The sequence below is a fragment of the Bosea sp. Tri-49 genome, assembly GCF_003952665.1.
In the GTDB taxonomy this organism is placed as follows: domain Bacteria; phylum Pseudomonadota; class Alphaproteobacteria; order Rhizobiales; family Beijerinckiaceae; genus Allobosea.
Map to the genome: position 1 here is coordinate 5165851 of NZ_CP017946.1, position 24007 is coordinate 5189857.

Sequence of the window (24007 nt, forward strand, 5' to 3'; positions counted from 1 at the left end):
CTTGAGCAAGCGGGCGCGCGATTACGGCCTGGTGTGCGGTTCGCTGCCGCCCGGCCCGCTCAACGCGATCACCGATGTGGCCGGTGTCACCGTCGGGCATCGCACCGTGCGCGAGGGTGATGTCCTGACCGGGTTCACCGCGGTGCTGCCGCATCAGGGCGATCTCTTCCGCGAGAAGCTGCGGGCCGGCGTCGAGGTGATCAACGGCTTCGGCAAGAGCGCCGGGCTGATGCAACTCGCCGAGCTCGGCCAGATCGAGACGCCGCTCCTGCTCGGCAACACCTTCTCGGTCGCTGTTGGCATCGAGGCACTGGTCGGTCGCGCGCTCGCGGGCAACCCGGAAATCGGCTGCAGCACCGGGACTGTCAATTCGCTGGTGCTCGAATGCAATGACGGCTTCCTCTCCGATATCCGCGCCCGGCGCCTGACGGTCGCCGATGCGGAAGCGGCGCTGGATGCGGCGAGCAGTGGACCAGTCGAGGAGGGCGCGGTCGGCGCCGGCATGGGTATGAGCGCCTTCGGCTTCAAGGGCGGCGTCGGCACGGCTTCGCGTCTGATCGCGCTCGACGGCCGCAGCTTCACGCTCGGCCTGCTGGTGCAGGCGAATTTCGGCAATGCCGGCGATCTCGTCCTGCCGGACGGGCGCCGCCCGGTGCCGCCGGTCGCGAATTCGGTCCAGCCGCCGGAGCGCGGCTCGGTCATCATTATCCTGGCGACCGATCTGCCATTGGAGAGCAGGCAGCTCACGCGCATCGCCCGGCGCTGCGGCGCGGGGCTGGCGCAGCTCGGCGCCTTCTGGGGCAATGGCAGCGGCGACATCGCCATCGCCTTCTCGACCGCGGGCCGGATCGTGCATCACGACGAGGCCGATATCGTTCCGCTCGCCGTGCTCAACGAGAACCGGATCGACCTGCCGTTCCGCGCCGCGGCCGAGGCGACGCAGGAGGCGGTGCTGAACGCCATGCTTGCCGCGCCGGAGACGATCGGGCGGGGCGGCAATCGCCGGCCGTCGCTGGCGGATTGCCTTTGACCCGTCCACGCTGGCGAGGCCGCCGATCAGCATGTCGTGTCGCAAAAGCAGGCAAGTTGGACTGAGGCCTTGTCTTTCGACATAGACGTAGGGTCGCCCGTGGGCCGATTGCTGTTTCAATGAGTTCGATGCCGCAGGATTTTTCCGAAGACGTCGCGGCCATCGCAGCGATCGCCGCGGTGCCGACCATCCTCGACGTCGTCTGCCGGACGACCGGGATGGGCTTTGCCGCCGTTGCGCGCGTCACCGAGGATCGCTGGGTCGCTTGCGGCGTCCGCGACGAGATCGCGTTCGGGCTGCAGCCTGGCGGCGAGCTCAAGGTCGAAACCACCATCTGTCACGAGATCCGCCAGCATCGCGACGTCGTCGTGATCGACAATGTCGCGGAAGACCCGATCTATTGCGCGCACCATACGCCGCAAATGTACGGCCTGCAGAGCTATATCTCGATGCCGATCATCCTCCCGGATGGCCGGTTCTTCGGCACCTTGTGTGCGATCGATCCCAAGCCCCGCTCGCTCAACAATCCGGCGACGCTGGGCATGTTCAAACTCTTCGCCGAGTTGATCGCCTTCCATCTCGATGCGCACCAGCAACTGGCGGCGAGCCAGGCCAGCCTCGCCGGCGAGGTCCAGAACAGCGAAATCCGCGAGCAGTTCATCGCGGTGCTGGGTCATGACCTGCGCAACCCCGTGGCCTCGGTCGCCGCCGGGTTGAACATGCTCGACCGCACCGAGGACATCGCGAAGATCCGGTCGCTGACCGGGATGATGCGAAGCAGCCTCATGCGGATGTCTGGCCTGATCGGCGATGTCCTCGACTTCGCACGGGGGCGGCTTGGCGGCGGCATCCTGCTCGATCGCAGTGACGAGCCCGAGCTGAAAGCGATGCTCGAACAGGTGGTCGGCGAACTGCGCTCCTCGCATCCGGATCGTGAGGTGCTGAGCGAGTTCGATCTATCGGGGCCGATCGATTGCGACAGCGCGCGGATCGCGCAAATGCTGTCGAACCTGGTCGCCAATGGCCTCACGCATGGCGCCGACGATCGCCCTGTCATCGTGCGAGCCCACAAGACCCGCGACGCTTTCGAGCTGTCGGTCGCCAATGCCGGCGAGCCGATCCCGCTCGCAGTCAGGAAAGAACTCTTCAAGCCATTCGTCCGCGCCTCGGCCAAGCCAAGCCAGCAGGGACTCGGCCTCGGGCTCTACATCTCCTCTGAAATCGCGAGGGCCCATGGTGGGACGCTCGAGGTTTCTTCCGATGCAGACGAGACCCGGTTCACGTTCCGGATGCCGCTCTGAGCCGGTGAGCAGTCATGCCCCCGGTGGGCGATAGCCAGCGCCGGTTCTCTCCAGCATAGCTCCGACCGCGATCGCCGTCCGGTCCTCGCCGAAGGGGGCGATGATCTGCACGCCGATCGGCAGCCCCGCCTGTGACAGTCCGATCGGGGCGGCGAGCGCCGGCAGGTCGGCGCCGGTGGCGAGGCTCGCCCAGCACAGGAAGTCGAGATAGGGGCGCTCCACCCCGTCGATGTCGAGCCGGCGGGCGTGGAAATCAGGCAGATGGTTGTGCTTTTGCGCCGCGACCGGCGCCGGCGGGCAGAGCAGCACGTCGTAACTCTGGAAAAAGCGGGCCCATTGCCGCTTCAACGCGAGGCGGCGCTGGTGGATCTGCTGGTAGAGGCCGGGCGTCATCCGGGCGCCGCGGGCCTGCAGCGCCTGATGCGAGAGATCGCCCGGCGCGAATTTCGCAGCCTGCGCCTGGATGCGGGCGCGCACCTTGGGCGGCAGGCCGTAGGCGACGACGGCGTGATTCAGCAGCGCATAGACCTCATAGGCCTCGATGAAACGGAAGCCGGGGCGGACTGTCTCGTCGACGACCGCGCCGGCTTCGGCGAGGCGCCGGCCGGCCTCGCGCACCGTGTCCGAGACCTCCTTCGTCACCGGCGCGAACGGTTCCTGCGCCCAGATCGCGACGCGCAGGCCTTTCGCCTCCGTCTTGCGCGGGGCGGACAGGGGAGCGCCTGCGACATTCGGATCGCGCGGGCCGGTCAGTACTGGCAGGATCAGCTCGAGGTCTTCCGTCGCCCGGGCGATCGGGCCGGCAACGACGAGATCGGCATTGCGTAAGGTGCGCCGTTCCGGCGGCGGCGGGATCAACCCCCAGGTCGAGACCAGACCCCAGCTGGTCTTGAGCCCGAAGACGCCGCAGGCCTGCGCCGGCCAGCGGACCGAGGAACCGAGATCGGAGCCGAGTTCGAAGGCGCTCATGCCGGTCGCGACTGCAACGGCTGCACCACCTGAGGAGCCGCCAGGCGAGTAGCCGGGATTCCACGGGTTGTTGGTCACGCCATGGGCGGGGTTGTAGCTCTGGAAATCGCCGGAGAAGACCGGAACCATGGTCTTGCCGAGAATGACCGCCCCGGCGGCGCGCAGGCGGGCGACGGCGGCAGCATCTTCCTGCGGAATGCGCTCCTTATAAGCCGGCAGGCCGCCGGAGGAGGGCAGGCCGGCGACATCGAAGGCGTCCTTGATCGTGATTGGCAAGCCTTCGAGCGGGCGCGCCTCACCGGCGGAGATACGCCGGTCCGACTCCATGGCAAACGCCCGCGCCGTCTCGCGGTCCTGCGCGACGATGGCGTTGAGGGATGGGTTCAGCGCATCGATGCGGGCGAAGGTCGCCTCGAGCAGCTCCACGGCGCTGAAGCGGCGTGCCAGAAGATCGGTGCGCAGGCTGGTGGCTGAGGCGGTGAGATCGATCGAGGCCATCGGGAGATCCGGCGGGAGTGAGGATCAAGTCGTAGCCCAAGGTCGTTGGCCGGGACAATGAAGCGCGGGACTCCCTCTCCCGGACGGGAGAGGGGTAGGGGTGAGGGACCGCCGCTGATTGTTGGGGTGCTGCGGCTGCCGCTATGCCTTCTATTGGTAGGGCAGGCCCTCATCCGGCGCTCCGCGCCACCTTCTCCCATCCGGGAGAAGGGTTCCCCCCGCCCTTGTTTGCCTGTGGTGACTAACCTCAGCCCGCCTTCCGCCGCTCAATCGCTCTCAGGAACTCCTCGCCATCCTTCACCCCGAGCTCGTAGGCGAAGCGGATACCGTCCCAATTGCGGATGGTGAACTGGCTGACCGGGATCACCTGCGAGGGGCGGACATAGGTGCGGTTCTTGACATCAGGCACCTCGGCGAAGGGGCGTGTCAGCACCACGAGGGTCTGCTCGCCGGCGGCTTCCATATCGGCGAGCGCCCATGCGGGGGCGCTGTCGACGAGACCGCCATCGAGCGCGGCGCGGGCGCCGATATTCCCTGCCGGCATGAAGGGCGGCACGGCGGCGCTCGCCATCAGCGCATCGACGAGTTGCTCGGGATCGGCGCAATCGACGATGCGGATCAAATCGGGTCGGAAGCCGAGCTTGCGCCCGGCGGTCGGATGCACCGGGCGACGCAGCCGCTTCTCGAGCTGATATGCGCCGATGCCGAGCGCAGCGATGACCGGCAGCGGCCAGAAGCGTGGCGGCCGCGAGATCGCGATCAGGAAATCGGCCCGGGTCTTCAGCGCCGCCAGCCGCTCCGGCGTGAACAGCGCCGTGAGCATCTCGCGATACATTTCGGCGACCGGGAAGAGGCGCCCACCGCGGCGGAAGGCGGCCCAGTCGACCTCGGAGGTGCGGCCGGTGCAGGCCTCGCGCAGCATCTCGCGCACGGTCGGCCCCAACCCCAGCGCATTGTAGAGCATCGCCCCGGCGCCGGCGCTGGCGCCGACGATTCGGCGCGGCGCAAGGCCGATGCGCGGTGCCACCGTCTCGTAGAAGCCGCCCTGCCAATAGCAGCGATTGCCGCCGCCGGCATAAGCCAGGCCTGCGAACATCAGCTTTGGTCCGTATCGAGGGCGCGGGCGCGCTCGCGCCAGGACAGGACCAGCCGGTCGAGTTCGGCGAGATCCTCCATTGGCAGCTTGCCGAGCGTCTGGGCGACATAGTCGCGCTGCGTCGCCATGCCGGCCTCGGCGAGACGGCGGCCTTCGGGCGTCAGATGCATGGCGTAGGAGCGCCGGTCGCCGACGATGGCGCGGCGCTCGACCAGGCCGGCCTGGACCAGCCTGTCGACGAGGCCGGAGACATTGCCCTTGGTGACGTAGAGCCGCTCGGCGAGTTCGCTCTGGCTGATGCCCTCGCGCTCGGTCAAGGTCGAGAGCAGGTCGAATTGCGGGATCGACAGGCCGAGCTCGCGGATGCGCGCGGTCATCTGGCCGAGCATGCGCTGGTGCAGGCGCATGAAGCGGAACCAGACGCGATCCGGTTCGATGGGTTCCGGGGCGGGGGCTGGGCGCGGCACGGACAAGGCGTTCATCCCTAGATCGTTTACTTGTAAACTAACTCATCTCCTAGTCGGAGGCGAGGGCTTTCGCCGCGAGCCGTCCGCTGGCTATGCTGCCAAAAAGCAACGCAAGACGACAGGGAGAAACGCATGCTCGGGCTGATGCAGAATTGGCCGCTGCTGATCCACCGGATCATCGACCACGCGGCGATCCAGCATGGCACCCGTGAAGTCGTCTCCCGCAGCGTCGAAGGGCCGATCCGCCGTACCACCTATGCCGAGATCCGGCAGAGCGCGCTGACGATCGGAAAACGGCTGACGCGCGAGGGTATCCGCCTCGGTGATCGCGTCGCGACCTTGGCCTGGAACACCGACCGGCATTTGGCGCTCTGGTACGGGATCAGCGGCATCGGCGCGATCACCCACACGGTCAATCCGCGGCTCTTCCCCGAGCAGATCGCCCAGCTGATCAACCATGCCGAGGATCGTTTGCTCTTCCTCGACCTCACCTTCGTGCCCCTGGTCGAAGGGTTGCAGGACAAGCTGCCGAGCGTCGAGCGCTATGTGGTCCTGACCGACGCGGCGCATATGCCTGAGACCTCGCTGAGGAACGTGATTGCTTACGAGGACTGGCTCGCCGAGGCCGATGCCGATTTCGCCTGGGCCACGCTCGACGAGAACACTGCGGCCGGGCTCTGCTACACCTCGGGCACGACCGGCGGGCCCAAGGGCGTGCTCTACTCGCATCGCTCCAATGTGCTGCACGCCATGGCCTGCGCCCAGCCCGACTATATGGGCCTGTCGGCGCAGACCGTCGTCATGCCGGTGGTGCCGCTCTTCCATGCCAACAGTTGGTCGCTGGCCTTTTCGGCGCCGATGACCGGGGCGAAGCTGGTCATGCCCGGCGCCAAGCTCGACGGCGCCTCGCTCCTTGACCTGCTCAACGGCGAAAGCGTGACGCTGACCGCGGCGGTACCGACGGTCTGGCTCGGTCTGCTTCAGCATCTTGAGGCATCAGGCGGCAAGCTCGACACGCTGAAGCGCGTGGTGATCGGCGGCTCGGCCTGCCCGCGGGCGATGACCGAGGCCTTCGAGACAAAATACGGCGTCACCGTCGACCATGCCTGGGGCATGACCGAGATGAGCCCGATCGGCTCGTTCTGCTCGATCAAGCCGATCTATGCCGACCTCACTGGGGACGCGCTCTACGACCTCAAGGTCAAGCAAGGCCACCCGCAGTTCGGCGTCGAGTTCCGTCTGACCGATGATGACGGCACCGATCTGCCCTGGGACGGCACGACCTTCGGCCGGCTGAAGGTGCGCGGGCCGGCGGTCGCCGGCGCCTATTACAGGCACGATCAGCCGATTTTGGACGAGCGCGGCTTCTTCGACACCGGCGATGTCGCGACCATCGATCCGCATGGCTACATGCAGGTCACCGACCGCTCCAAGGACGTGATCAAGTCCGGCGGCGAATGGATCTCCTCGATCGAGCTGGAAAACCTCGCCATCGGACATCCCGATGTGGCGGAGGCTGCGGTAATCGGCGTCGCCCATCCGAAATGGGACGAGCGGCCGCTCCTCGTCATCGTGCCCAAGCCCGGCAAGACGCCCGGCCGCGAGGAGATGCTCGCCTTCATGACCGGCAAGGTCGCAAAATGGTGGCTGCCCGACGATGTCGTGCTGGTCGAGGCGATCCCGCATACTGCGACCGGCAAGATCCAGAAGACGGCGCTCAGGGAGATGTTCCGGGAGTATCGGTTGCCGGGGTGAGGTTGGTAAAGGCAGAAAGCGGCCGTCCCGGGGGCGGACGGCCGCTTCCAGCCTATTGCTGGCCCTTCTTGATCGCTTCATCGATAATCTTCGACACATCGAAGCTTCCGCCGCCTTGGGCCGGAGGAAAGTCGATCAAGGTCTGCAGATGTTCCTTCAGCTTCTCGCTAATCGGCGCGAATTGCCACGACACCTTCTGCAGCAGGTGGCCATAGGCATCGACTGAATCGTAGCTCTCGAAAGGGTCCATCCGGATATTGAAGACGAGAGGCTTCCCGAGCTTTTTCGGTGTGCCGTAATAGTTCTCGCTCGTGATGAAGTGCCACTTCCACGGGCCGAAGCGAACGGCCGCGACGTTGGATTCGTTATAGAAAATGTAGAACTCCCGCTTGGATTCCGGTGTCTTTGCTCTCCAGTAGTCGAGATTGTTCAGACCATCGAGATACCATTTCGACTGGCCCTTGAGGCGGTCGGCAAGATCAGCAACACCCGCCGCGGCGGCGAGGCTCGCATGCAAGTCTTCGTGAGTCTGAATCCCGTTCAGAACTTGCCCCGCCGGGATCTGACCTGGCCAGCGGATCATGCAGGGCACTCGAACGCCGCCTTCATAAGTCGTCATCTTTTCGCTGCGGAAGGGTGTGGTGGCGCCATGGGGCCATGACGAGTGCTCGGGACCATTGTCGGTGGTGTAGACGACGACCGTGTTCTGGGTCAGGCCATTGTCGTCGAGCCACTTAAGCACGGTGCCCATATCGCGATCATGCTGGAGCATGCCACTGCCATGGATATCCGCCTCTGAGGTGAACTTCTCGGCGAGATAGCGGTCTGCTTCAGATAGGCGCGTATAGAGGTGCATGCGGCTGGTGTTCAGCCAGACGAAGAATGGCTTGTTGGCGTCGCGGTTCTTCTTCATGAAGTCGAAGGCGCGCGGTATGACCTCCGCAGCGTCGAAATTCTCCATGCGCTTGGCCGTTAGCGGGCCCGTGTCCCGGATGCGCTGTTTGCCGACCTTGCCGAAGCGAGGATCGACCGTCGGATCATCAGTGTCGGTTGCGACGCAGTCGAGAACGCCGCGCGTTCCGAACTTCTTCTCAAAATCGGGGCCGTACTTTTCGGCCCAAGCCTTGTAGTCCCGCTGCTCGGATTCCTCTTGGGTATTGAGGTGATAGAGGTTGCCAAAGAACTCGTCGAACCCGTGAACGGTCGGCAGATGTTCATTATTGTCGCCAAGATGGTTCTTGCCGAACTGGCCTGTGGCGTAACCCTGCGCCTTCATCGTGTCGGCGAGGGTAGGTGTCCCTGCTTTCAATCCAAGCTTGTCGCCAGGCAGCCCAACCGTCGTCATGCCGCAGCGGATCGGATAGGAACCGGTGATGAACGCCGCTCGACCGGCGGTGCAGCTCGGCTGCGCGTAGTGATCGACGAACATCGCCCCCTCCTTGGCGATGCGATCGAGATTCGGCGTGCGATAACCCATGACGCCGAGGCCATATGCGCTGAGATTTTGCCAGCCGACGTCGTCGCCGAAGATAACCAGGATATTCGGCCGCTGGCCAGCGGCTGCAGCAGGCTGCTGGGCGTGAGCTGGGCCGAAGACAGCGTCTTTTCCCAAAGCTGTTCCGGCGGCTAGCGTCGTTCCTGCAAGTAGCAAGCTGCGGCGGCTGGGGAGATGAAGGGCCCTTTCATCATGGTCATCGACGACAGAGGTAGGGCTGATTTCGCTGTTCATGATTCAACTCCACGGGTGTGAGTTAAGAAGCTCGATCGGCCTTTCAGTACGATATAGCTAATCTTTCCTTTCAGTGTGCTGGCAATGTTGCGAATACCCAGCCAGGACCATGCTGAAGATCGAGCTACGACGTAGAGTTAAGCAAATATTCGCTGACGAGAAAAGGCAGTATTCGCCGCCCACAGAAACTCGACGGGATGACAAGGTGGCCCCTGTTTCGATGACTTAGGTCGGATGCGCGTCGTTAACCCGGCCCGCGCCGCGAGGGGCTGAAGGCGAGCCCAATCCCAAGGGGTGCGCGAGGGGGCCGGATGCGGCAGCCTTCGCCGCTGTATCGAATGTCGATGTCGAGATGCCGAAGCGGCTGATGCTCGCAGCTCTCGAACCCGCGCGCGGTTCTCTGATGATGCCTCGCAGGGCTTTCAGGTCTGGCATGACCGAGAGCAACACGGACGATCAGGCCCCTACGCCAGGGGGTATCGATTGCCAGGATGGGAGAGTCAGGGAAAGCTGAGGTTCACACTGATCCGGGCCTACCGATCAGACGTCGAGACGAGGAAATCGTATGGAGTTTCTCCTGGTCTTCGCGTTTCTCGCGCTGTTCAGCGCCAGTGCGCTCGCCGGCATGGCTTTGCGGAAACGTCTGCACGAGCATCATCTGACCAGCGAGAACATGGATTCGATCAGGCTCGTGACCGGCCTGATGGTCACCTTCGCCGCGCTCATCCTCAGCCTGCAATTGTCGACGACCCGGACGCGTTTCGACGTCTCGAGCGGCAACCGTTCCACTTATGCCGCGCGCCTTGCCAATCTCGATCAATGCCTGCGCATTTTCAAAACGGCAGCCGACCCGACCAGGCTGAAACTCCAACAATACACGGCTGCAGTGATCGCAAGCACATGGCCTCGCGAAGCGGCGCCTGTGGTCGCCGGCATGCCCGATACGCGCGGCATGGCCGTCCGCGGCGAGGATCGGAACCTGGCGCAGTTGATGAGCGATATCGGAGCGGACGTGGACGCCCTGCCAACCACGGGCCTTGAACATTCTGCGACCCGCTGCCGTGCAGCCTACGCCGATGTCATATCCGCAAGATGGAGCGTCATCGAGGATGCGAATGCACCATCCGGCGGCTATTTCGTCGGCATTGTGAGTTTCTGGCTCAGCCTGGTCTTCCTGAGCTTCGGCCTGCAGATCCCGCGTCGCGCGCTCAGCGCCGCCGTCCTGGGGATCGGCGTGCTCTCCGTCTCGACCGTCATGTTCATGATCGTCGACCTTAGCCTGCCCTATCAGGGGGTATTCCACATCTCCAGCGCCGCGATGCACGAGGCGCTCGCCGACATGCTGCGATAGAGCTGCGATCTCTTCGGGATGACCGCGACCTCGCCGGCTTTCGCCGCGAGGATTTGAAGGCGAGCGCAAGCCCGAGGGGTGCACGGGGCCGGTGGCGGCCGCGAGGAGATGCTAGCCTCCATGTCCGGCAAGGTCGCGAAATCGTGGCTGCCGGACGATGTCGTGCTGGTCGAGGCGAGCCCCGCACATGGCGACGGGTAAGATCTAGAAGACGGCGCTCAGAGAAATGTTCTGGGAGAATCAGCTGCCGGGTGAGGGGCGGAGGCGGGAAGTCAGCTACGGGTCGGAAGCCGACGCTCAATCACATCGCATGTTGCGACCAAAGCCGCCCGCTCCAGTAGCGCCGTTCCAGCGTCTCGCCCTCGGACAGGCTCTCATGCTCGGACAGCGGTTCGTCGGGCAGGGATACGTCGACCATGCGGCTGCCGCGCCGGATGATGGCAATCACGAGCTCGTCGCCCATGAGCGCGTGCTTGAATGCTTCCAGTGCCATCTCCGCGGTTGGACCATACTCGCCCATCAGGAGGTCGGGGTGAGTATGCCACTCGAACCCCTCGAAGCCGATCGAGATCAGCCTCTCATCGGTTCGATCGACTGCAAGAACCAGACTTCCAGTCGGGTCTATGTGCGTCTCGACGATCATGCCATCAAGACGTCACGCCGCCTCATTCAGCGCAATGTCCGCACCGGGTGGAAGACAGACGTTCGCTCTCAATAGCTCAGTCGCGCGGTGGAACGGTGCCGTATTGCGGCAGGCCGTCTGCGATCTCGTAGTAGTCCCCCTTGTCGGCGACGTAGATATGCAAATTTGCAGTGGTCTCTGTCGGTCCGTCGAAAGCACCCATTGCCACAGCGATCCAACCTCGATCCGACCGATCCCAGAATAGAGACGATCCGCATATCGAGCAGAAGCCGCGTCGGATGTTCTCCGACGATTGAAACCACGTCAGCTTCTCCTCGCCGACAATCGTCAAGGCAGTCCTAGGCACATCAGTGGACGCGAAGTGGTGGCCCGAGTGCTTGCGGCACATGCGACAATGGCAGAAGTTAGGATCTGGCAGACTGTCAGCCACTGTTAAGGTGACCGCACCACAAAGGCATGAGCCGCTGTGCATCCTCGATTCACTCCCGCAGGCGTCTAGTCGGAAAGCATGGCATCGGGGTTGCGACGTTCGCAAGAGCGTCCGCTATGGGTCGGAAGCAGACCTCGCGAATATCCGTTTTCGGTGGCGAGCTGTCGCGGCAATCGAGCGGCGGACCTGGCACTCGTTTCCGGCTTGGCGGGACAGGGATCGATGGCGGAGCTTTCAGGTCAGGGTCTCGGCGGCGAACACCTTCTGGACGATCTGCCAGCGCCCATTGAGGTGAAAGCACGACAAGAGGTCGGTCACTTCGCGGGGCGGGATCCGCAGGCGGAGCTTGAGCAGCGCCATGTCGCGGGTGATGGCGATGGAGAGGATCTGGTCGGCACGCACGCCGCCAGCGTCTTGCGGCGAGGTCAGGCTCCGGACCACATCAAGCCAGGCGGCGACAGGGGTAACCACCACGCTGTTGCCATCGCCGCGCCGGGTGACCAAGGCGGCAGGGTCGAAGATGGTCGCGAACGTGTCAGCATCCATCGTGTAGGCAGCGTCGAAGTAGGTTTTCGCCAAGGCGACCAATCCATCTATGTTTCCGGGCGAGGGTGTGTCCTGTAGCGTCATGGTGATTCCCTTCAAATCCAACGTCCAGTTGAGTATAAGGGCGATGGCGCAATGTTTAATCCACGCGCGCTAATCAGCCTTATAAGCTGAGCTAAGCAATCGAAGGCGACCATGGATCCCTCCCTTCCGTCTGCCGGAGACTTCAACCAGCTCCGCGCCTTCGTGGCCGTCGCCGGTTCGCTGAACTTCAGCCGGGCGGCCGAGAAGCTCGGAGTGTCATCCTCGGCGCTCAGCCAGATGGTCCGGGCGCTCGAGGAGCGCGTCGGGGTCAGCTTGTTCAATCGCACCACCCGCAGCGTCTCCCTGACCGAGGCGGGGGCCAAGCTGTTCGAGCGGGTCAAGCCCGCCGTCGAGGAGCTGGCGGAGGCGCTGGGCGAGACCCGGGAGCGCCGCGCCCATCCTGCCGGGACCGTGCGGGTGCACTGCTTCCGGGCGGCGGCGGACCTCTATCTGACACCGATTCTTCGTGCCTTCAGCGACGCCTATCCGCAGGTCGTGCTCGACGTCACCCTCGACGACGCCGTCGTGAACATCGTGGCCGAGGGCTATGACGTCGCCATCCGCCTCGGGGAGGTGATCGACAAGGACCTCATAGCGGTGAAGCTCGGCCCGGACCTGCGCCAGACCGCGGTCGCCTCGCCCGACTATCTCGCCCGGCACGGGACGCCGGCCCATCCGCGCGACCTTCTCGGCCATCGCTGCATCGGCTGGCGCTGGCCGGGGCAGAAGACGCCGTACAAATGGGAGTTCATGGAGAACGGCAAATGGTTCGAGGTCGCCATCGACGGCCCCCTGATCTCCAACACGAAGGACTTCGGGGTACAGGCGGCGGTCGACGGGGTCGGCATCGCATTCGCCAGCCAGCAGCTGATCGCGCCCCACATCGCCGAGGGTCGCCTCGTCGCGCTGCTCGAGACCTGGTCCGCCCCTTTTCCCGGCTACTACCTCTGCTATCCGGCCCAGCGGCAGATGGCGCCGCCGCTCCGCGCCGTGATCGACACCATCCGCGGCGGCCTGCGCGCGAGCAACGGCATCGAGACGGCGGCGATCGGCTCGGCTGTTCCGCGAGGTTTACGCCCACACCCGTAATGCGAGGCGCACCGTCGCCGAGCACATCAACAAGCGTTCTCCAAAACCTCGACGGGGCCGATTGCTTTTCCCGGCAGCGTGACCGGCGGGAGTTGTCATGTCGCTGACGGCTGGAGCGCCTTGGGCGTCCGAGAAGGCTTGCAGTGGCAAGCTGCTAGTCTGCAATGGGTCAGAAGCGGAAGTTCCCAAAAATCTGCCTCGATCGGGCAGACCCAGAGATGCAAAAGATCGCGCTAGGCTACATGGGGAGCGTGGCTGGGGCGCCAGGATTCGAACCTGGGAATGGCGGTACCAAAAACCGCTGCCTTACCGCTTGGCGACGCCCCAATCTGCGCTGCCTTCTAGAGCGCGTCGCGAGCGCGTGCAACATCGGATCGCGCAGGCAAGCTCTCGATTGCGGGGGCAGCGGCATTGATCCGGCGCCCTTCGAAAAGATTGCACATCGCCATAGCCTTGGCTGTTGCGCTGCGGCGGCCGGCTGGCTATAAGCCGGCCACCAGTTGATCGGAGTGTGGCTCAGCCTGGTAGAGCACCTCGTTCGGGACGAGGGGGTCGCAGGTTCAAATCCTGCCACTCCGACCAAAATTTCCCGCGCTATCCAGAGTACTGCGAGACAGCCCTTCGGGGCTTCCTACCTGCTTGCCGGTGTAGCCGGCGGTTCAAGCATCCGCCTGCGCTGGTTCGTGGTGCGCGCTTCGCCCAAGATCGGCGGCCCTGTCAGGCGGCCCGGATCCGCCCCAGGAAGTCGGCGACTTCGGTGTCGAGATCGGCCGATTGGCTCGAGAGCACATCCGCGGAATCCGCGACATGATTCGCAGCCTCACCGGTTTCCTCGGCGACGCGGCTGACGATGTCGATATGCCCACCGGCGGTGACCGTCTCGGTCGCCGCGCGCCTGACGTTCTCGGCGATCCCGGCTGTGGCCACGTTCTGCTTCTCCACCACTGCTGCGACCGCGCCCGAGATCTGGTTGAGCGTGTCGATGGTCACCGTCATCGCGTCGATCGCCTTGATCGCATCGGCGCCCGAGAGGCTGATCGCGTCGATCTGGCTCTGGATCTGCTCGGTCGCCCGCCAGGTCTCGTCGGCGAGCCCCTTGATCTCATGCGCGACGACGGCGAAGCCTCCGCCCATATTGCCGATCCTGGCGGCCTCGATCGAAGCGTTGAGCGCCAGCAGATTGGTATGCCGGGCGATGGTCGAGATTACATTGGTGACGCTGCCGATCTCATGCACCTTGCGCGACAAGTCGCCGACCCGGTCGAGCACGGTAAGCGCCTGCTGGGTGGCGTCGCCGACGAGTTGAGCCGCCCCGTTCACCTGGCGATCGACCTCAGTGAAGGAACTGGCGAGCTCCGACGTCGCTTCGGTGATGGCGATGACGTTCGCGGACGACTGACGCGAGGCTTTCGATGCAGCGCTCGAGCGCTGCGAGACCTCGACGGCGCCGTTGCGCATCTGCTCGGATGCGGCCCGCAGGGACGCGATCGATGCGATGACGGCTCGTGCGATGCCTGCGATCTTGCGTTCGAACTCGTTGGCGAGGTCGTGCAGGATGCGGCGCCGTTCATGTGCCGCCTGCGCCGTCGTCGTCGCCACATCCTTGCGGGCTTCGTCGGCGATCGCCCTGGCTGCGTCCGCCTCGGCGCGCTCGCGCTCGGATTCTTCGACCGCCTGCCGGAGCGACCAGACGATCCAGCTCAATGCCCCAGCCTGGACCGCGACGATGGCGCCGTGCAGGAAGGCGCGCCGAATGTCGTTGCCGCCGGGAAACACGCCGGCCGAATAGACAAGGCTCAGCGTCAGGTGATGGGCGCTGATCGCAAGCGTCGCCGGCAGGAAGATGCGCCAGTCGAGCCAGCCGACCAGCACCGCCAGCATGGCGAAGAAGTACATATGCAGGTCGGCCTGATAGGGATGGCCGGCGAAGCCATAGACCAGCAGCATGACCTGGCCGACCAGAGCGATGCTGGTGATCTGCCGTGTGACCCAGCCGATGCGATCGAGCCGCCAGGCGAGCGTCCCCAGGATCGCGAGCGCGGCCCCGGCGGCCGAGATCGTCGTCGCATGCGGCGCCCCGTCGGGCGGGATGCCGATCTGGAGCAAGGCTGAGTTCGCCCACAGAATTGCGATCAGGAGCCTGGCGAAGCGTATGCGGAGACGTTCGACCTCACCCACGAACAAGGCTCCTCACCTGACGGATGCATGATTGGGCGAGGGAGCCGTCCACCACGAGCCAGGCCCCCGAGCGATAGAGAGAGAGCGCGTAGTCGCTGCCATCGCCGATGCTGATCGCGACCGCGGCGGCTGTGTCCAGCTGGAGGATGCTGCCTCCGGCCTGCGAGACCGCCCGCGCCATCTCGGGCGAAGAGGTTCCCGCGGGGAAAAAGGCGGCGATGGGCTGCCCTGGAACCGGCCAGGCGGCGATGGAAAAGGCGCCTAGCGCCATGACCAGGCTGACGATCAGGCCGAAGCCGATCTCACGCATCGCGTGCCCCCCGACATCCGATCCGCAGTTCAATCAACGACAGAGAGTGCGGTTGACTGGCTTTACAACTGGTAAATGCGGGCGATTACTATTTCCGCAGGATTGAATTCGTGATTGCGTCAGCATTCCGTAACGTAAGGAATTTGCTTCCAACCTGTGTGGCGCACGCCTGGGTAGAGATCATTTGCAGGATTTAGCCTGCCATGATGCGCAGGCACGGACCCAATTGTCGTCGCGGCGGGCTTCAGCACCAGATGGCGCAGCGCCGATGCCTTCGCTATGCTCGCACCGCAATCTGGAGCCGCGCTCGCATGAAATCCGTTCTTCGCCTCATCGCCGTCCTCGGCCTCACGACATTGCTCGCCGGCTGCGACCGCTGCGGCAACATGATGGAGCTCGATATGTTCCTGCAGCCGGTCAAGAAGGCCTGCACCGACCAGAAGCCGCAGGGCTGAGATACTCCGACGACACCGCAGGCAACAAAAAAGCCGGGGCATTGCCCCGGCTTTCTGATTCTGTGGTGTCGATCGGCTCAGCCGCGGCGCTTCAACACCGACCAGCCGGCCCCAACCAGGCTCGCCGCCAGCGCCGCCTTGATCAGGTCACCGAGCAGGAAGGGCTGCACGCCGGCGGCCCAGGCCTTGGCGAAGCCGATGCCGGTCGCCCCGCTCGCCATCTGCGCGCCGAGCGCCAGCCAGGCGAAGCCGAGCGCCATCAGCACGATCTCGGCCAAGACGACGCCGCCGGCGAGACGCCAGAGCGAAGCACCGCGCGAGCCGGCCCAGCCGGCGATCGCAGCCGCGGCGACGAAGCCGATCAGGAAGCCGCCGGTCGGGCCGAGCAGATAGAGCGGGCCGGCCGCGACCGGCGGGGTGTTGGTGAAGACCGGCAGACCGAAGAGGCCATAGGCGATGTAGAGCGCGACGGTCGCAGCGCCGAGGCGCGCACCATAGGCAGCGCCGAGGCCGAGCACGGCCAGCGTCTGCAGCGTCATCGGCACCGGCCAGAACGGCACCTTGACCTTGGCGGCGGCGATGATCAGCAGGCTGCCGACGACGGCGAGCCCGATATTGCGCAGGACACGCGTGCGAGGGTCGGACAGCGCGGGCAGGGCCGCGTTGACCATCGTGGTGGCGGGCAGTGACAGCGTCTCGGCCATCGGATCTCGTCCTTCTTCTTCGGGCGCCGTCGACGCCCGGCTCGTTCGTCTATAGGAAATGGCCCGCCGGCCGACAAGCCGGCGATCATGCCCGCTTCCGGATGCGCAGATGGCCAGCTCTACTCCCGAGACCGACGAGCCGCTCGATTTCGACCGCGACCCCGGCGCAGCGTCGGGCGAGCTGGTACAGCTCTCGCCGCTGGTGCGCCGCCTGATCGCCGGCAATGGCGGGGCGATGACCTTTACCGGCACCTGCAGCTATATCGTCGGCCGCGGTCGTATCGCGATCATCGACCCCGGCCCGGACGATCCCGCGCATATCGAGCGCCTGCTCGCTGCAATCGCCGGCGAGACCGTCACCGACATCGTCATCACCCACACCCATCGCGACCATTCCCCGGCCTCGCGTGCGCTGAAGGCGGCCACCGGTGCGCGCATCGTCGGCTGTGGCCTGCACCGGCCGGCGCGCGAGCTTGTCCTCGGCGAGATCAACCCGCTCGACGCCGCCGCCGACAAGGATTACGCCCCCGATCTCGTCATGGCCGAGAACGATGCCGTCTCGGGACCGGGCTGGACGCTCCAGGCGCTGGAGACCCCTGGTCACACCGCCAACCATCTTGCCTTCGCGCTGCCGCAGGAGAACACCTTGTTCTCCGGCGACCACGTCATGGCCTGGTCGACCTCGATCGTCGCGCCGCCCGACGGCTCAATGGTCGCCTATATGGCCTCGATCGAGAAATTGCGTGGCCGTGAGGACCGGCTCTACTGGCCCGGCCATGGCGGACCCGTGCGCGAGCCGCAGCGCTTTTTGCGCGGGCTGGTGCAGCATCGCCGCCTGCGCGAGGCCGCGATCCTCAGCCGTTTGCAGGCTGGCGACGAAACGATCGCCGACATGGTGCCGCTGATCTATCAGGAGTTGCCGGCAGCCCTGCGCGGCGCGGCCTCGCTCTCGGTGCTGGCTCAGCTCGAGGATCTGGTCGCGCGCAGCGTGGTGCTCTGCAACGACAAGGCACCGATGCTGGCGAGCCGTTACCAGCTGGCTTGACGCTCAGCGGAGCTCCACGAGCAGTTTCACCTCCTCTTCGAATGCCGCAACGCGTTTCGCATTCGCGCCGAAGTCGAAGCCGCCCAGTCGCGAGGCCGAGCGGATATCGATGCGGCTGCCATCGGCGCGCGGCCGGATGCGGATGGTGATGTCGTCGACGAGGCGCAGCACGCGCGAGCGCGCCACCGCGTCGAGCCGCCCTGCTCCGCTGCGCCCGCCGGGGGCCGCGCCTTCCAGCACCTGCCAGCCGAGATTGACCGACGCCTTGCGGGCGATGTCGTAGGCGATTTCGGCCGGCAGTTCGAGCACGATCGGCAGCGCCTTCGGATAGCCTTGGCGCTGCGCCTTGCGCCGCTCGGCCGGGACATCGGGCGGCACGATCCCGCCTCTGGCGGCGAGCGCGATGCGCGAGCGGCTGAAGGCCGGCGGCTCGTCGATATCGGTCGAGACGTCGGCGATCAGCGGCAGGGTCGCGAGCTGGAAACCGGCATAGGCGACCGGGGTGAGCAGCAGCAGGCAGAGCACGAAGGCCTGCACGGCGATGCCCATGCCACGATGCCCATCCTGCCAGATCCGCACGAAGGCCGCGAGGGCCAGCAGGAAGGCCAAAAGCACGAAAACATAGGCCCCGGCGATCGGCGCAAGGCGCTCTACCGACGGTTGACCGAAGCGGAAGATCAGCACGGCGAGTGCAACGACCGTCAGCCCAAACAGGGCCAGCCGCCGGCTCCAGGTCGCCGCGCGTGAGACTGGCTCTTCGAAGACGAGACGACGGTGCATCTCTCTTAGGTGGCGGAGCGCCGGGAGGAAGGCAAGCGCCTCTAGCGCACGACAATCGGCGCGGCCGCTTCGACCACACCGGAGACGGCCCGCAACCTCTCCAGCAGGTCGAGCACCTCGCCCGGCTGCAGCGTCACCGCATCCTCGGTCGCGCTCGGCGCCGCCTTGAGCCAGCGCTCGCGCAGCGCCGCCGGCAGCTCCGCTTCCGTTCCGAAGCAGGCGAACAGGTTCTCGAAGGCAGCATCGAGCACGATCTCGTTCAGCCCAAAATCGTAAGGATAGGACTGGCCGCCGGCGCGCAGCATGCTCCGGCCCTCATCACCGCGCACTGGCAGCACGACGGAGGCCGTGCCGTCCGGCGCCAGCACCCAGCAGGACAACCGCGTCCCGGCCTTGCCCTCGATCCGGACATCGAGCCGCCGTCCTTTGGCGAAAGGCGAAGCCGCCGGCAGCAGCGCAAGACGTGCCCGATCGGAGCCGGCGGTGGCGGCGACATGGTCGAGGAACGACCTGATCGCCGGGTCGCAACCCAGTCCCTCGACCGGGATGCGGCTGCGCCCGGTCGGTGCCAGCACGGCGTCGCCGCGGCGGAATTCGAGCTCCATCCAGCTCCCGCCGTCGCGATCCCCGCCGAAGCGACCTCGCGTCGTCACCTCGTTGTCGGGTGCCGAACATTGCCCAGGTGCCGCCTTGCGGATTTCCAGCGGCTGTGAACGCAGGAGGCGGTCGTCCGAGCGCGACTCGGCGTCGAGCGCGAGCAACAAGCGCTCGCCGAGCGCGGCGCTGCAGGCACTGTAGCCGCTCGCCGCAGCAAAGGGACAGATGTCGACCCGCTTCAGCTCAGGCGCCGCGCGCACGAGGTTCTCGACCGCCCGGCGCATCACCTGGTCGACATCGACCACGCCCGGTTTGGTGCGGATCGCGATCTCGATCGGCTCGCTCGTCGCCTTGCAGTCGCCCGTTTTCGTGATCGCCTGCAGGCGGAAGGTCGCTCTGTCTTCCTGCCTGGCCGGTTCGGTGAAGAACACGCTGGCATCGCCGTCGAATGCCTTACGGATCTGCACCTCGGCCTCGCCCGGCTTTTGCAGGTTGAGGCTGTCGCGCAAGGTCTTGATCCGCACGACGTCGGCGCTCGCTGCCAGCCTCACCCGTCCCTCGCTCTGCAGCCTACTCTCGATCGCGAGCCTGACCTCGTCGGCCTGCGTGCGCGACAGAACCTGCTGGCCGGCATCGAAGCCGACCACGGCGAGCGAGAGATCGCGCTTGCCGGCGCAGGCGGCGACGTTGCCGAGCCAGGCAGACAGGGCATCGGCGCGTGCGCCGCTGCCCCCGGCGACGAGCAGTCCGGCGACGAAGAGGCTACGCAGCAAACCGCTCACCTTCGACCTAGCGCTCCTGCTCCAGCGACCGTGCATAGCCGTCCAGGGCCCGGACGAAGACGGGATTGAAGCGGCCATCGATCGCGCCGCTGTAATGATCGGCCTTCTGCGCCGCCCGTTGCAAGGCCCGCACCGTGTCCGGCTTCAGCTTCTGCTCGGAGACGTCGCTGGCGGAGATCGCCGCGGCGCCGGCTTCGCCCTTCTCCAGTGCCTTCATCAGCATCTGCAGCGAGTTCGTGCCGGGGAAGAAGGAGCCAAAACCGTTGTCGATCAGCGTCGCCATCGAGACCATCGCGATCGGATCGCCCTTGTCGGCGGCCTGGCGGAACAGGTCGAAGCCTTTCTGCGGATTCCTGGGGAAGCCCGGTCGGCCTTCAAGATAGGCCGGCACCAGCTTGGCGATCGAGAAGGCGTCCCCCGCCTCCGCCGCCTTCTGGTACCAGCGCAATGACGCCGCCTCGTCGCGCGACCGGCCGCGGCCATATTGCAGCATGCGCCCGACATTGCTCATCGCGATGGCGTTGCCGGTGCCGGCGGCCTGCTCGTAGAGCGCAAAGGCCTTCTGCAGCTCGACCTTGCTGCCCTGGCCGTTCTCGTAGAGCGCGCCGAGATTGTTCATCGCCGCAGCGCTGCCGGCATCGACCGCCTTGTCATAGGCTGAGAGCGCATCCTTGTAGCGCTCGGCTTTGTCATAGGCGCGGCCGAGCTGGTAGGAGAGCCGCCTGATCTGCGGCTGCGACTCCGCCGCCTGCTTGCAGGCCGCGATCGCGGCGCGCGCATCGATGCGTGCAAACTTCACGCCCTTGACGCCCTCGCGCCGGTCGGGATCGGCGGGGTCGCCGGCGAGCTCGTCGCAGTCCTGCACGCGCGGATCGCGCGAGGCATCGGTGCGGCCGAGATAACCCTCGGCCAGGGAGCGATAGGCGCAAACCGCGCCGCAGCCCTTGAGATAGTCCTCGTACTTGCCGGAGCCGCCGAGCCTGATCCAGTTCTGCTCGTCGGTCGCAGCTTCGCCGCTGCGGCGCTTGTCGAGCAGCAACGCCAGCGCCGCCTCGCGATAGCCGCAGGTCTCGCCGCAGCGCGCGACATATCCCTCGAGCGCGCTGCGCTCGCCCGCCGCCTTGGCTCGCTGCCAGTTGGCCTCGTCCCGTGCCAGTGCGACCGCACGCGCCACCGCCGGCACCGGCTGCGCCACCGGCAAAGCGAGCGAAGCCAGGTCGATCTCGGGCACCTGCTCGCGGCCGCTATCGCGCCGTGCCGCCGCCTCGACACTATCCTTGAGATAGCGCTGCAGATCGGACCAGGTGAGCGACCCGCTCTCGGCCGCGCCGGCCGGCCGCGCCAGCCCGGCGGCGCCCATCAGAAAGCGGCTGGTGAACAGGCCGAGCTTCTGGGTCTCGTCCCAGTTCGCCGGGGTGGCGCCTGAGGTTGCGACCAGCTTGACGATGCCGCCGCCCGTCCTTGGCTTGGCCGGCGTGAAGCCCGGCGCCGAGACGGCGAGCAGGCTCTCGCCCTTGCGCCCGGTCTCGCCGGTGAAGCAGGCGTCGATCATCACGATCAACTGGCGCTGTGCCCCAACCTTCTGCCGGACCAGTTCGAGGTTCCGGTAGAGCGTCTGCAGCTCATAGCCGCTCTCGCTAGCGTTCGGGTTGCCGTCCTGCGGCAACAGGAAAGGCTGGCGCGTCGCAAGGTCCGGCACGCCATGACCGGAATAGTAGACGAAGACGTTGGAGCGGCCCTCGACCGCACTGCGCCAGAGCTTGCCGCCCTGCGGGTTGGCCTCGCTGCCGAACATCTGGGTGAGCTCGCCAAGCGTCGCATCCTTCAGCAGGAAGACGTTCTGCTCGCGGAAACCGAGCGTGCCGGTGAGGTAGGTCCTGATCGCCTCGGCGTCGTTATGGGCGAAGTCGACCGTGCTGGTCTGCTTGTAGGTCTTGTTGCCGACCACCACCGCGATCGACTCGGCATTGTCGGAGAGGGTGGCCGGCGGCGCCTGCGCGATTGCGGTTGAGAGAAGCCCGAGCCAGAGCAGGGCTGCGATCAGGAACGCCGGCAAGGCCACCTCCAGAACCCGCGCGCCAGCGCTGTCGCAGGCTGGCGCGTCGATTTGTCGATGCGGCTTTTGTCCGGACGATCCATGGCGAAGATGTGACGCTGGGGATGCGGCTCTCAAGGGATGGGCGTCATCCCGGACAAGCCGCGATAGCGGCGCAGCTCCGGAATCCATCGTAGAGCGCAGAACCCTACGATTGATTCCGGCGCCCCGCTTCGCTGCGGCCGGAATGACGGTGGAGGGTGGCGAGCAATCAATCGATCGCGCGCACCGCCCCCTTGGCCGCGCTGGTTGCCAGCGCCGCATAGGCTTTCAGCGCGGTCGTGACCTTGCGCTTGCGCGGCGCCGCCGGCTTCCAGGCGTCCTTGCCCTTGGCCTCCATCGCCACACGCCGGCGCGCCATCTCCTCGTCGGAGACCTTGAGGCTGATGCCGCGGTTCGGGATATCGATCTCGATCACGTCGCCGCTCTCGACCAGGCCGATCGCGCCGCCCTCGGCTGCTTCCGGGGAAACATGGCCGATGGAGAGGCCGGATGAACCGCCCGAGAAGCGCCCGTCGGTGATCAGTGCGCAGGCCTTTCCGAGTCCCTTCGATTTCAGATAGCTCGTCGGATAGAGCATCTCCTGCATGCCTGGCCCGCCGCGCGGCCCCTCATAGCGGATCAGCACGATCTCGCCGGCCTTGACCTTGTTGTTGAGGATGCCCTCGACCGCCGCGTCCTGGCTCTCGAAGATCACCGCCTTGCCGGAGAAGGTCAGGATCGAGGCGTCGACACCGGCCGTCTTCACGATGCAGCCGTCGAGCGCGATGTTGCCGTAGAGCACGGCGAGGCCACCATCCTGCGAATGCGCATGCGCCTTCTCGCGGATGACACCCTTTTCGCGGTCAAGGTCGAGCTCCTCATAGCGCCGGTCCTGGCTGAAGGCGGTCTGCGTCGGCACGCCGCCGGGTGCAGCGCTGTAGAAGCTCTTCACCGCCTCGCTCTGCGTCTGCCTGATGTCCCAGCGCTCCAGCGCCTCGGCCATCGTGGCGCTATGGACGGTCGGCAGCGAAGTGTCGAGCAGCCCGGCCCTGTCGAGTTCGCCCAAAATCGCCATGATGCCGCCGGCGCGGTGGACGTCCTCCATATGCACATTGGCGACGGCGGGCGCGACCTTGCACAGCACCGGCACGTTGCGCGACAGCCGGTCGATATCGGCCATGGTGAAGTCGATCTCGGCTTCATGCGCCGCCGCCAGCAGATGCAGCACCGTGTTGGTCGAGCCGCCCATCGAGATGTCGAGCGTCATCGCGTTCTCGAAGGCCTTGAAGCTCGCGACATTGCGCGGCAGCACCGAGGCATCGTCCTGCTCGTACCAGCGCTTGGCGATGTCGACGATGAGATGGCCGGCTTCGACGAAGAGACGCTTGCGGTCGGCATGGGTCGCCAGCGTCGAGCCGTTGCCCGGCAAGGCGAGGCCAAGCGCCTCGGTCAGGCAGTTCATCGAATTGGCGGTGAACATGCCCGAGCAGGAGCCACAGGTCGGGCAGGCCGAGCGCTCGATCACCTCGACTTCGCTGTCGGAATACTTGCTGTCGGCCGCCGCGACCATGGCATCGACGAGGTCGACCTTCTTCAGCACGCCGTCGGCGATGTATTTGCCGGCTTCCATCGGCCCGCCGGAGACGAACACGACCGGGATGTTCAGACGCATCGCCGCCATCAGCATGCCGGGCGTGATCTTGTCGCAATTGGAGATGCAGACCATCGCGTCGGCGCAATGGGCGTTGACCATGTATTCGACGCTGTCGGCGATCAGCTCGCGCGAGGGCAGCGAATAGAGCATGCCGTCATGACCCATGGCGATGCCGTCATCGACCGCGATGGTGTTGAATTCCTTGGCGACGCCGCCGGCCTTCTCGATCTCGCGCGCGACGAGCTGGCCGAGGTCCTTCAGGTGGACATGGCCCGGCACGAACTGGGTGAAGGAGTTCACCACCGCGATGATCGGCTTGCCGAAATCGGAATCCTTCATGCCGGTGGCGCGCCAAAGGCCGCGGGCGCCGGCCATGTTGCGGCCATGGGTGGTGGTGGCGGATCTCAGCCTCGGCATGCTTGACCTCGTCGACAGGG

The 24007-nt window shown here is 65.8% G+C and carries 21 protein-coding genes, 2 tRNA genes and 1 pseudogene; 8 read left to right on the plus strand and 16 right to left on the minus strand.

Annotation, left to right across the window (positions count from 1 at the left end):
- Position 1 precedes the first annotated feature (1 nt).
- Both BLM15_RS24925 and BLM15_RS24930 read left to right on the plus strand, forming a co-directional pair.
- Positions 2-1030: a DmpA family aminopeptidase gene (locus BLM15_RS24925; protein ID WP_164547631.1), complete on the plus strand. Its 1029-nt coding sequence runs from the start codon at positions 2-4 to the stop codon at positions 1028-1030.
- A 119-nt stretch (positions 1031-1149) separates the two neighbouring features.
- Complete coding sequence (locus BLM15_RS24930; RefSeq protein ID WP_335904808.1) at positions 1150-2331, plus strand: GAF domain-containing sensor histidine kinase; 1182 nt, start codon at positions 1150-1152, stop codon at positions 2329-2331.
- A gap of 12 nt (positions 2332-2343) precedes the next feature.
- On the opposite strand, the gene BLM15_RS24935 is transcribed toward BLM15_RS24930, so the two are convergent.
- From BLM15_RS24935 to BLM15_RS24945, 3 genes are all read right to left on the minus strand, one after another.
- Entirely contained in the window at positions 2344-3798 is a 1455-nt protein-coding gene (locus BLM15_RS24935; RefSeq protein WP_126115276.1) for an amidase family protein, read from the minus strand.
- Positions 3799-4045: 247 nt separating this feature from the next.
- On the minus strand, positions 4046-4894 hold the full coding sequence (locus BLM15_RS24940) for a patatin-like phospholipase family protein (protein WP_126115277.1): 849 nt from the start codon (positions 4892-4894) through the stop codon (positions 4046-4048).
- Positions 4894-5376, minus strand: coding sequence for a MarR family winged helix-turn-helix transcriptional regulator (locus BLM15_RS24945; RefSeq protein ID WP_126115278.1), 483 nt, complete (start codon positions 5374-5376; stop codon positions 4894-4896). The genes BLM15_RS24940 and BLM15_RS24945 overlap by 1 nt, the downstream gene beginning before the upstream one ends.
- A gap of 117 nt (positions 5377-5493) precedes the next feature.
- On the opposite strand from BLM15_RS24945, the gene BLM15_RS24950 reads away from it, so the two are divergent.
- The gene (locus BLM15_RS24950) at positions 5494-7116 is read left to right on the plus strand and encodes a long-chain-fatty-acid--CoA ligase (RefSeq protein ID WP_126115279.1); all 1623 of its coding nucleotides are present in this window, start codon (positions 5494-5496) and stop codon (positions 7114-7116) included.
- Positions 7117-7168: 52 nt separating this feature from the next.
- Here the strand turns inward: BLM15_RS24950 and BLM15_RS24955 are convergent, their stop codons facing one another.
- Entirely contained in the window at positions 7169-8845 is a 1677-nt protein-coding gene (locus BLM15_RS24955) for a sulfatase-like hydrolase/transferase (protein ID WP_126115280.1), read from the minus strand.
- Positions 8846-9470: 625 nt separating this feature from the next.
- Here BLM15_RS24955 and BLM15_RS24960 point away from each other — a divergent pair.
- Positions 9471-10196, plus strand: coding sequence for a bestrophin-like domain (locus BLM15_RS24960; RefSeq protein ID WP_442859472.1), 726 nt, complete (start codon positions 9471-9473; stop codon positions 10194-10196).
- A 301-nt stretch (positions 10197-10497) separates the two neighbouring features.
- Here the strand turns inward: BLM15_RS24960 and BLM15_RS24965 are convergent, their stop codons facing one another.
- The 4 genes and pseudogenes from BLM15_RS24965 to BLM15_RS24975 all read right to left on the minus strand — a co-directional run bounded on the left by BLM15_RS24965 (position 10498) and on the right by BLM15_RS24975 (position 11848).
- Positions 10498-10839 carry a hypothetical protein gene (locus tag BLM15_RS24965; RefSeq protein WP_126115282.1) on the minus strand — a complete coding sequence of 114 codons (342 nt, stop codon included), beginning with the start codon at positions 10837-10839 and terminating at the stop codon, positions 10498-10500.
- Positions 10840-10915: 76 nt separating this feature from the next.
- Positions 10916-11041: a GFA family protein gene (locus BLM15_RS32340; protein ID WP_442859476.1), complete on the minus strand. Its 126-nt coding sequence runs from the start codon at positions 11039-11041 to the stop codon at positions 10916-10918.
- 3 nt (positions 11042-11044) lie between these two features.
- Positions 11045-11311 (minus strand): annotated as a pseudogene (locus tag BLM15_RS24970) (GFA family protein); the annotation flags it as partial.
- Positions 11312-11503: 192 nt separating this feature from the next.
- Positions 11504-11848, minus strand: coding sequence for a nuclear transport factor 2 family protein (locus BLM15_RS24975; protein ID WP_236846417.1), 345 nt, complete (start codon positions 11846-11848; stop codon positions 11504-11506).
- 162 nt (positions 11849-12010) lie between these two features.
- Between BLM15_RS24975 and BLM15_RS24980 the strand changes: the two genes are divergently transcribed.
- Positions 12011-12988 carry a LysR family transcriptional regulator gene (locus BLM15_RS24980; RefSeq protein WP_126115285.1) on the plus strand — a complete coding sequence of 326 codons (978 nt, stop codon included), beginning with the start codon at positions 12011-12013 and terminating at the stop codon, positions 12986-12988.
- 252 nt (positions 12989-13240) lie between these two features.
- Here the strand turns inward: BLM15_RS24980 and BLM15_RS24985 are convergent.
- Positions 13241-13315, minus strand: a tRNA-Gln gene (locus tag BLM15_RS24985).
- A gap of 178 nt (positions 13316-13493) precedes the next feature.
- Here BLM15_RS24985 and BLM15_RS24990 point away from each other — a divergent pair.
- Positions 13494-13570 (plus strand) — tRNA-Pro (locus tag BLM15_RS24990).
- A 135-nt stretch (positions 13571-13705) separates the two neighbouring features.
- On the opposite strand, the gene BLM15_RS24995 is transcribed toward BLM15_RS24990, so the two are convergent.
- Both BLM15_RS24995 and BLM15_RS25000 read right to left on the minus strand, forming a co-directional pair.
- Positions 13706-15166, minus strand: a complete 1461-nt coding sequence (locus BLM15_RS24995; protein ID WP_126115286.1) for a methyl-accepting chemotaxis protein — start codon at positions 15164-15166, stop codon at positions 13706-13708.
- A complete protein-coding gene (locus BLM15_RS25000) occupies positions 15159-15476 on the minus strand; it encodes a hypothetical protein (protein WP_126115287.1) in 318 nt (105 codons plus the stop codon). The genes BLM15_RS24995 and BLM15_RS25000 overlap by 8 nt, the downstream gene beginning before the upstream one ends.
- A 311-nt stretch (positions 15477-15787) precedes the next feature.
- Between BLM15_RS25000 and BLM15_RS31465 the strand changes: the two genes are divergently transcribed.
- A complete protein-coding gene (locus BLM15_RS31465; RefSeq protein ID WP_164547633.1) occupies positions 15788-15931 on the plus strand; it encodes a hypothetical protein in 144 nt (47 codons plus the stop codon).
- Between the two features lie 77 nt (positions 15932-16008).
- On the opposite strand, the gene BLM15_RS25005 is transcribed toward BLM15_RS31465, so the two are convergent.
- Entirely contained in the window at positions 16009-16635 is a 627-nt protein-coding gene (locus BLM15_RS25005) for a biotin transporter BioY (RefSeq protein ID WP_126115288.1), read from the minus strand.
- Between the two features lie 109 nt (positions 16636-16744).
- On the opposite strand from BLM15_RS25005, the gene BLM15_RS25010 reads away from it, so the two are divergent.
- Positions 16745-17680 (plus strand): MBL fold metallo-hydrolase, encoded by a 936-nt coding sequence (locus BLM15_RS25010; RefSeq protein ID WP_126115289.1) that lies wholly within the window; start codon positions 16745-16747, stop codon positions 17678-17680.
- Between the two features lie 3 nt (positions 17681-17683).
- Here BLM15_RS25010 and BLM15_RS25015 read toward each other — a convergent pair whose 3' ends face one another.
- From BLM15_RS25015 to ilvD, 4 genes are all read right to left on the minus strand, one after another.
- A complete protein-coding gene (locus tag BLM15_RS25015) occupies positions 17684-18460 on the minus strand; it encodes a DUF1499 domain-containing protein (RefSeq protein ID WP_126115290.1) in 777 nt (258 codons plus the stop codon).
- A 41-nt stretch (positions 18461-18501) separates the two neighbouring features.
- Entirely contained in the window at positions 18502-19839 is a 1338-nt protein-coding gene (locus BLM15_RS25020; protein WP_236846418.1) for a hypothetical protein, read from the minus strand.
- Positions 19840-19846: 7 nt separating this feature from the next.
- Positions 19847-21901 (minus strand): caspase family protein, encoded by a 2055-nt coding sequence (locus BLM15_RS25025; RefSeq protein ID WP_442859395.1) that lies wholly within the window; start codon positions 21899-21901, stop codon positions 19847-19849.
- Between the two features lie 244 nt (positions 21902-22145).
- Positions 22146-23987 carry a dihydroxy-acid dehydratase gene (ilvD, locus tag BLM15_RS25030; protein ID WP_126115292.1) on the minus strand — a complete coding sequence of 614 codons (1842 nt, stop codon included), beginning with the start codon at positions 23985-23987 and terminating at the stop codon, positions 22146-22148.
- Positions 23988-24007 lie beyond the last annotated feature (20 nt).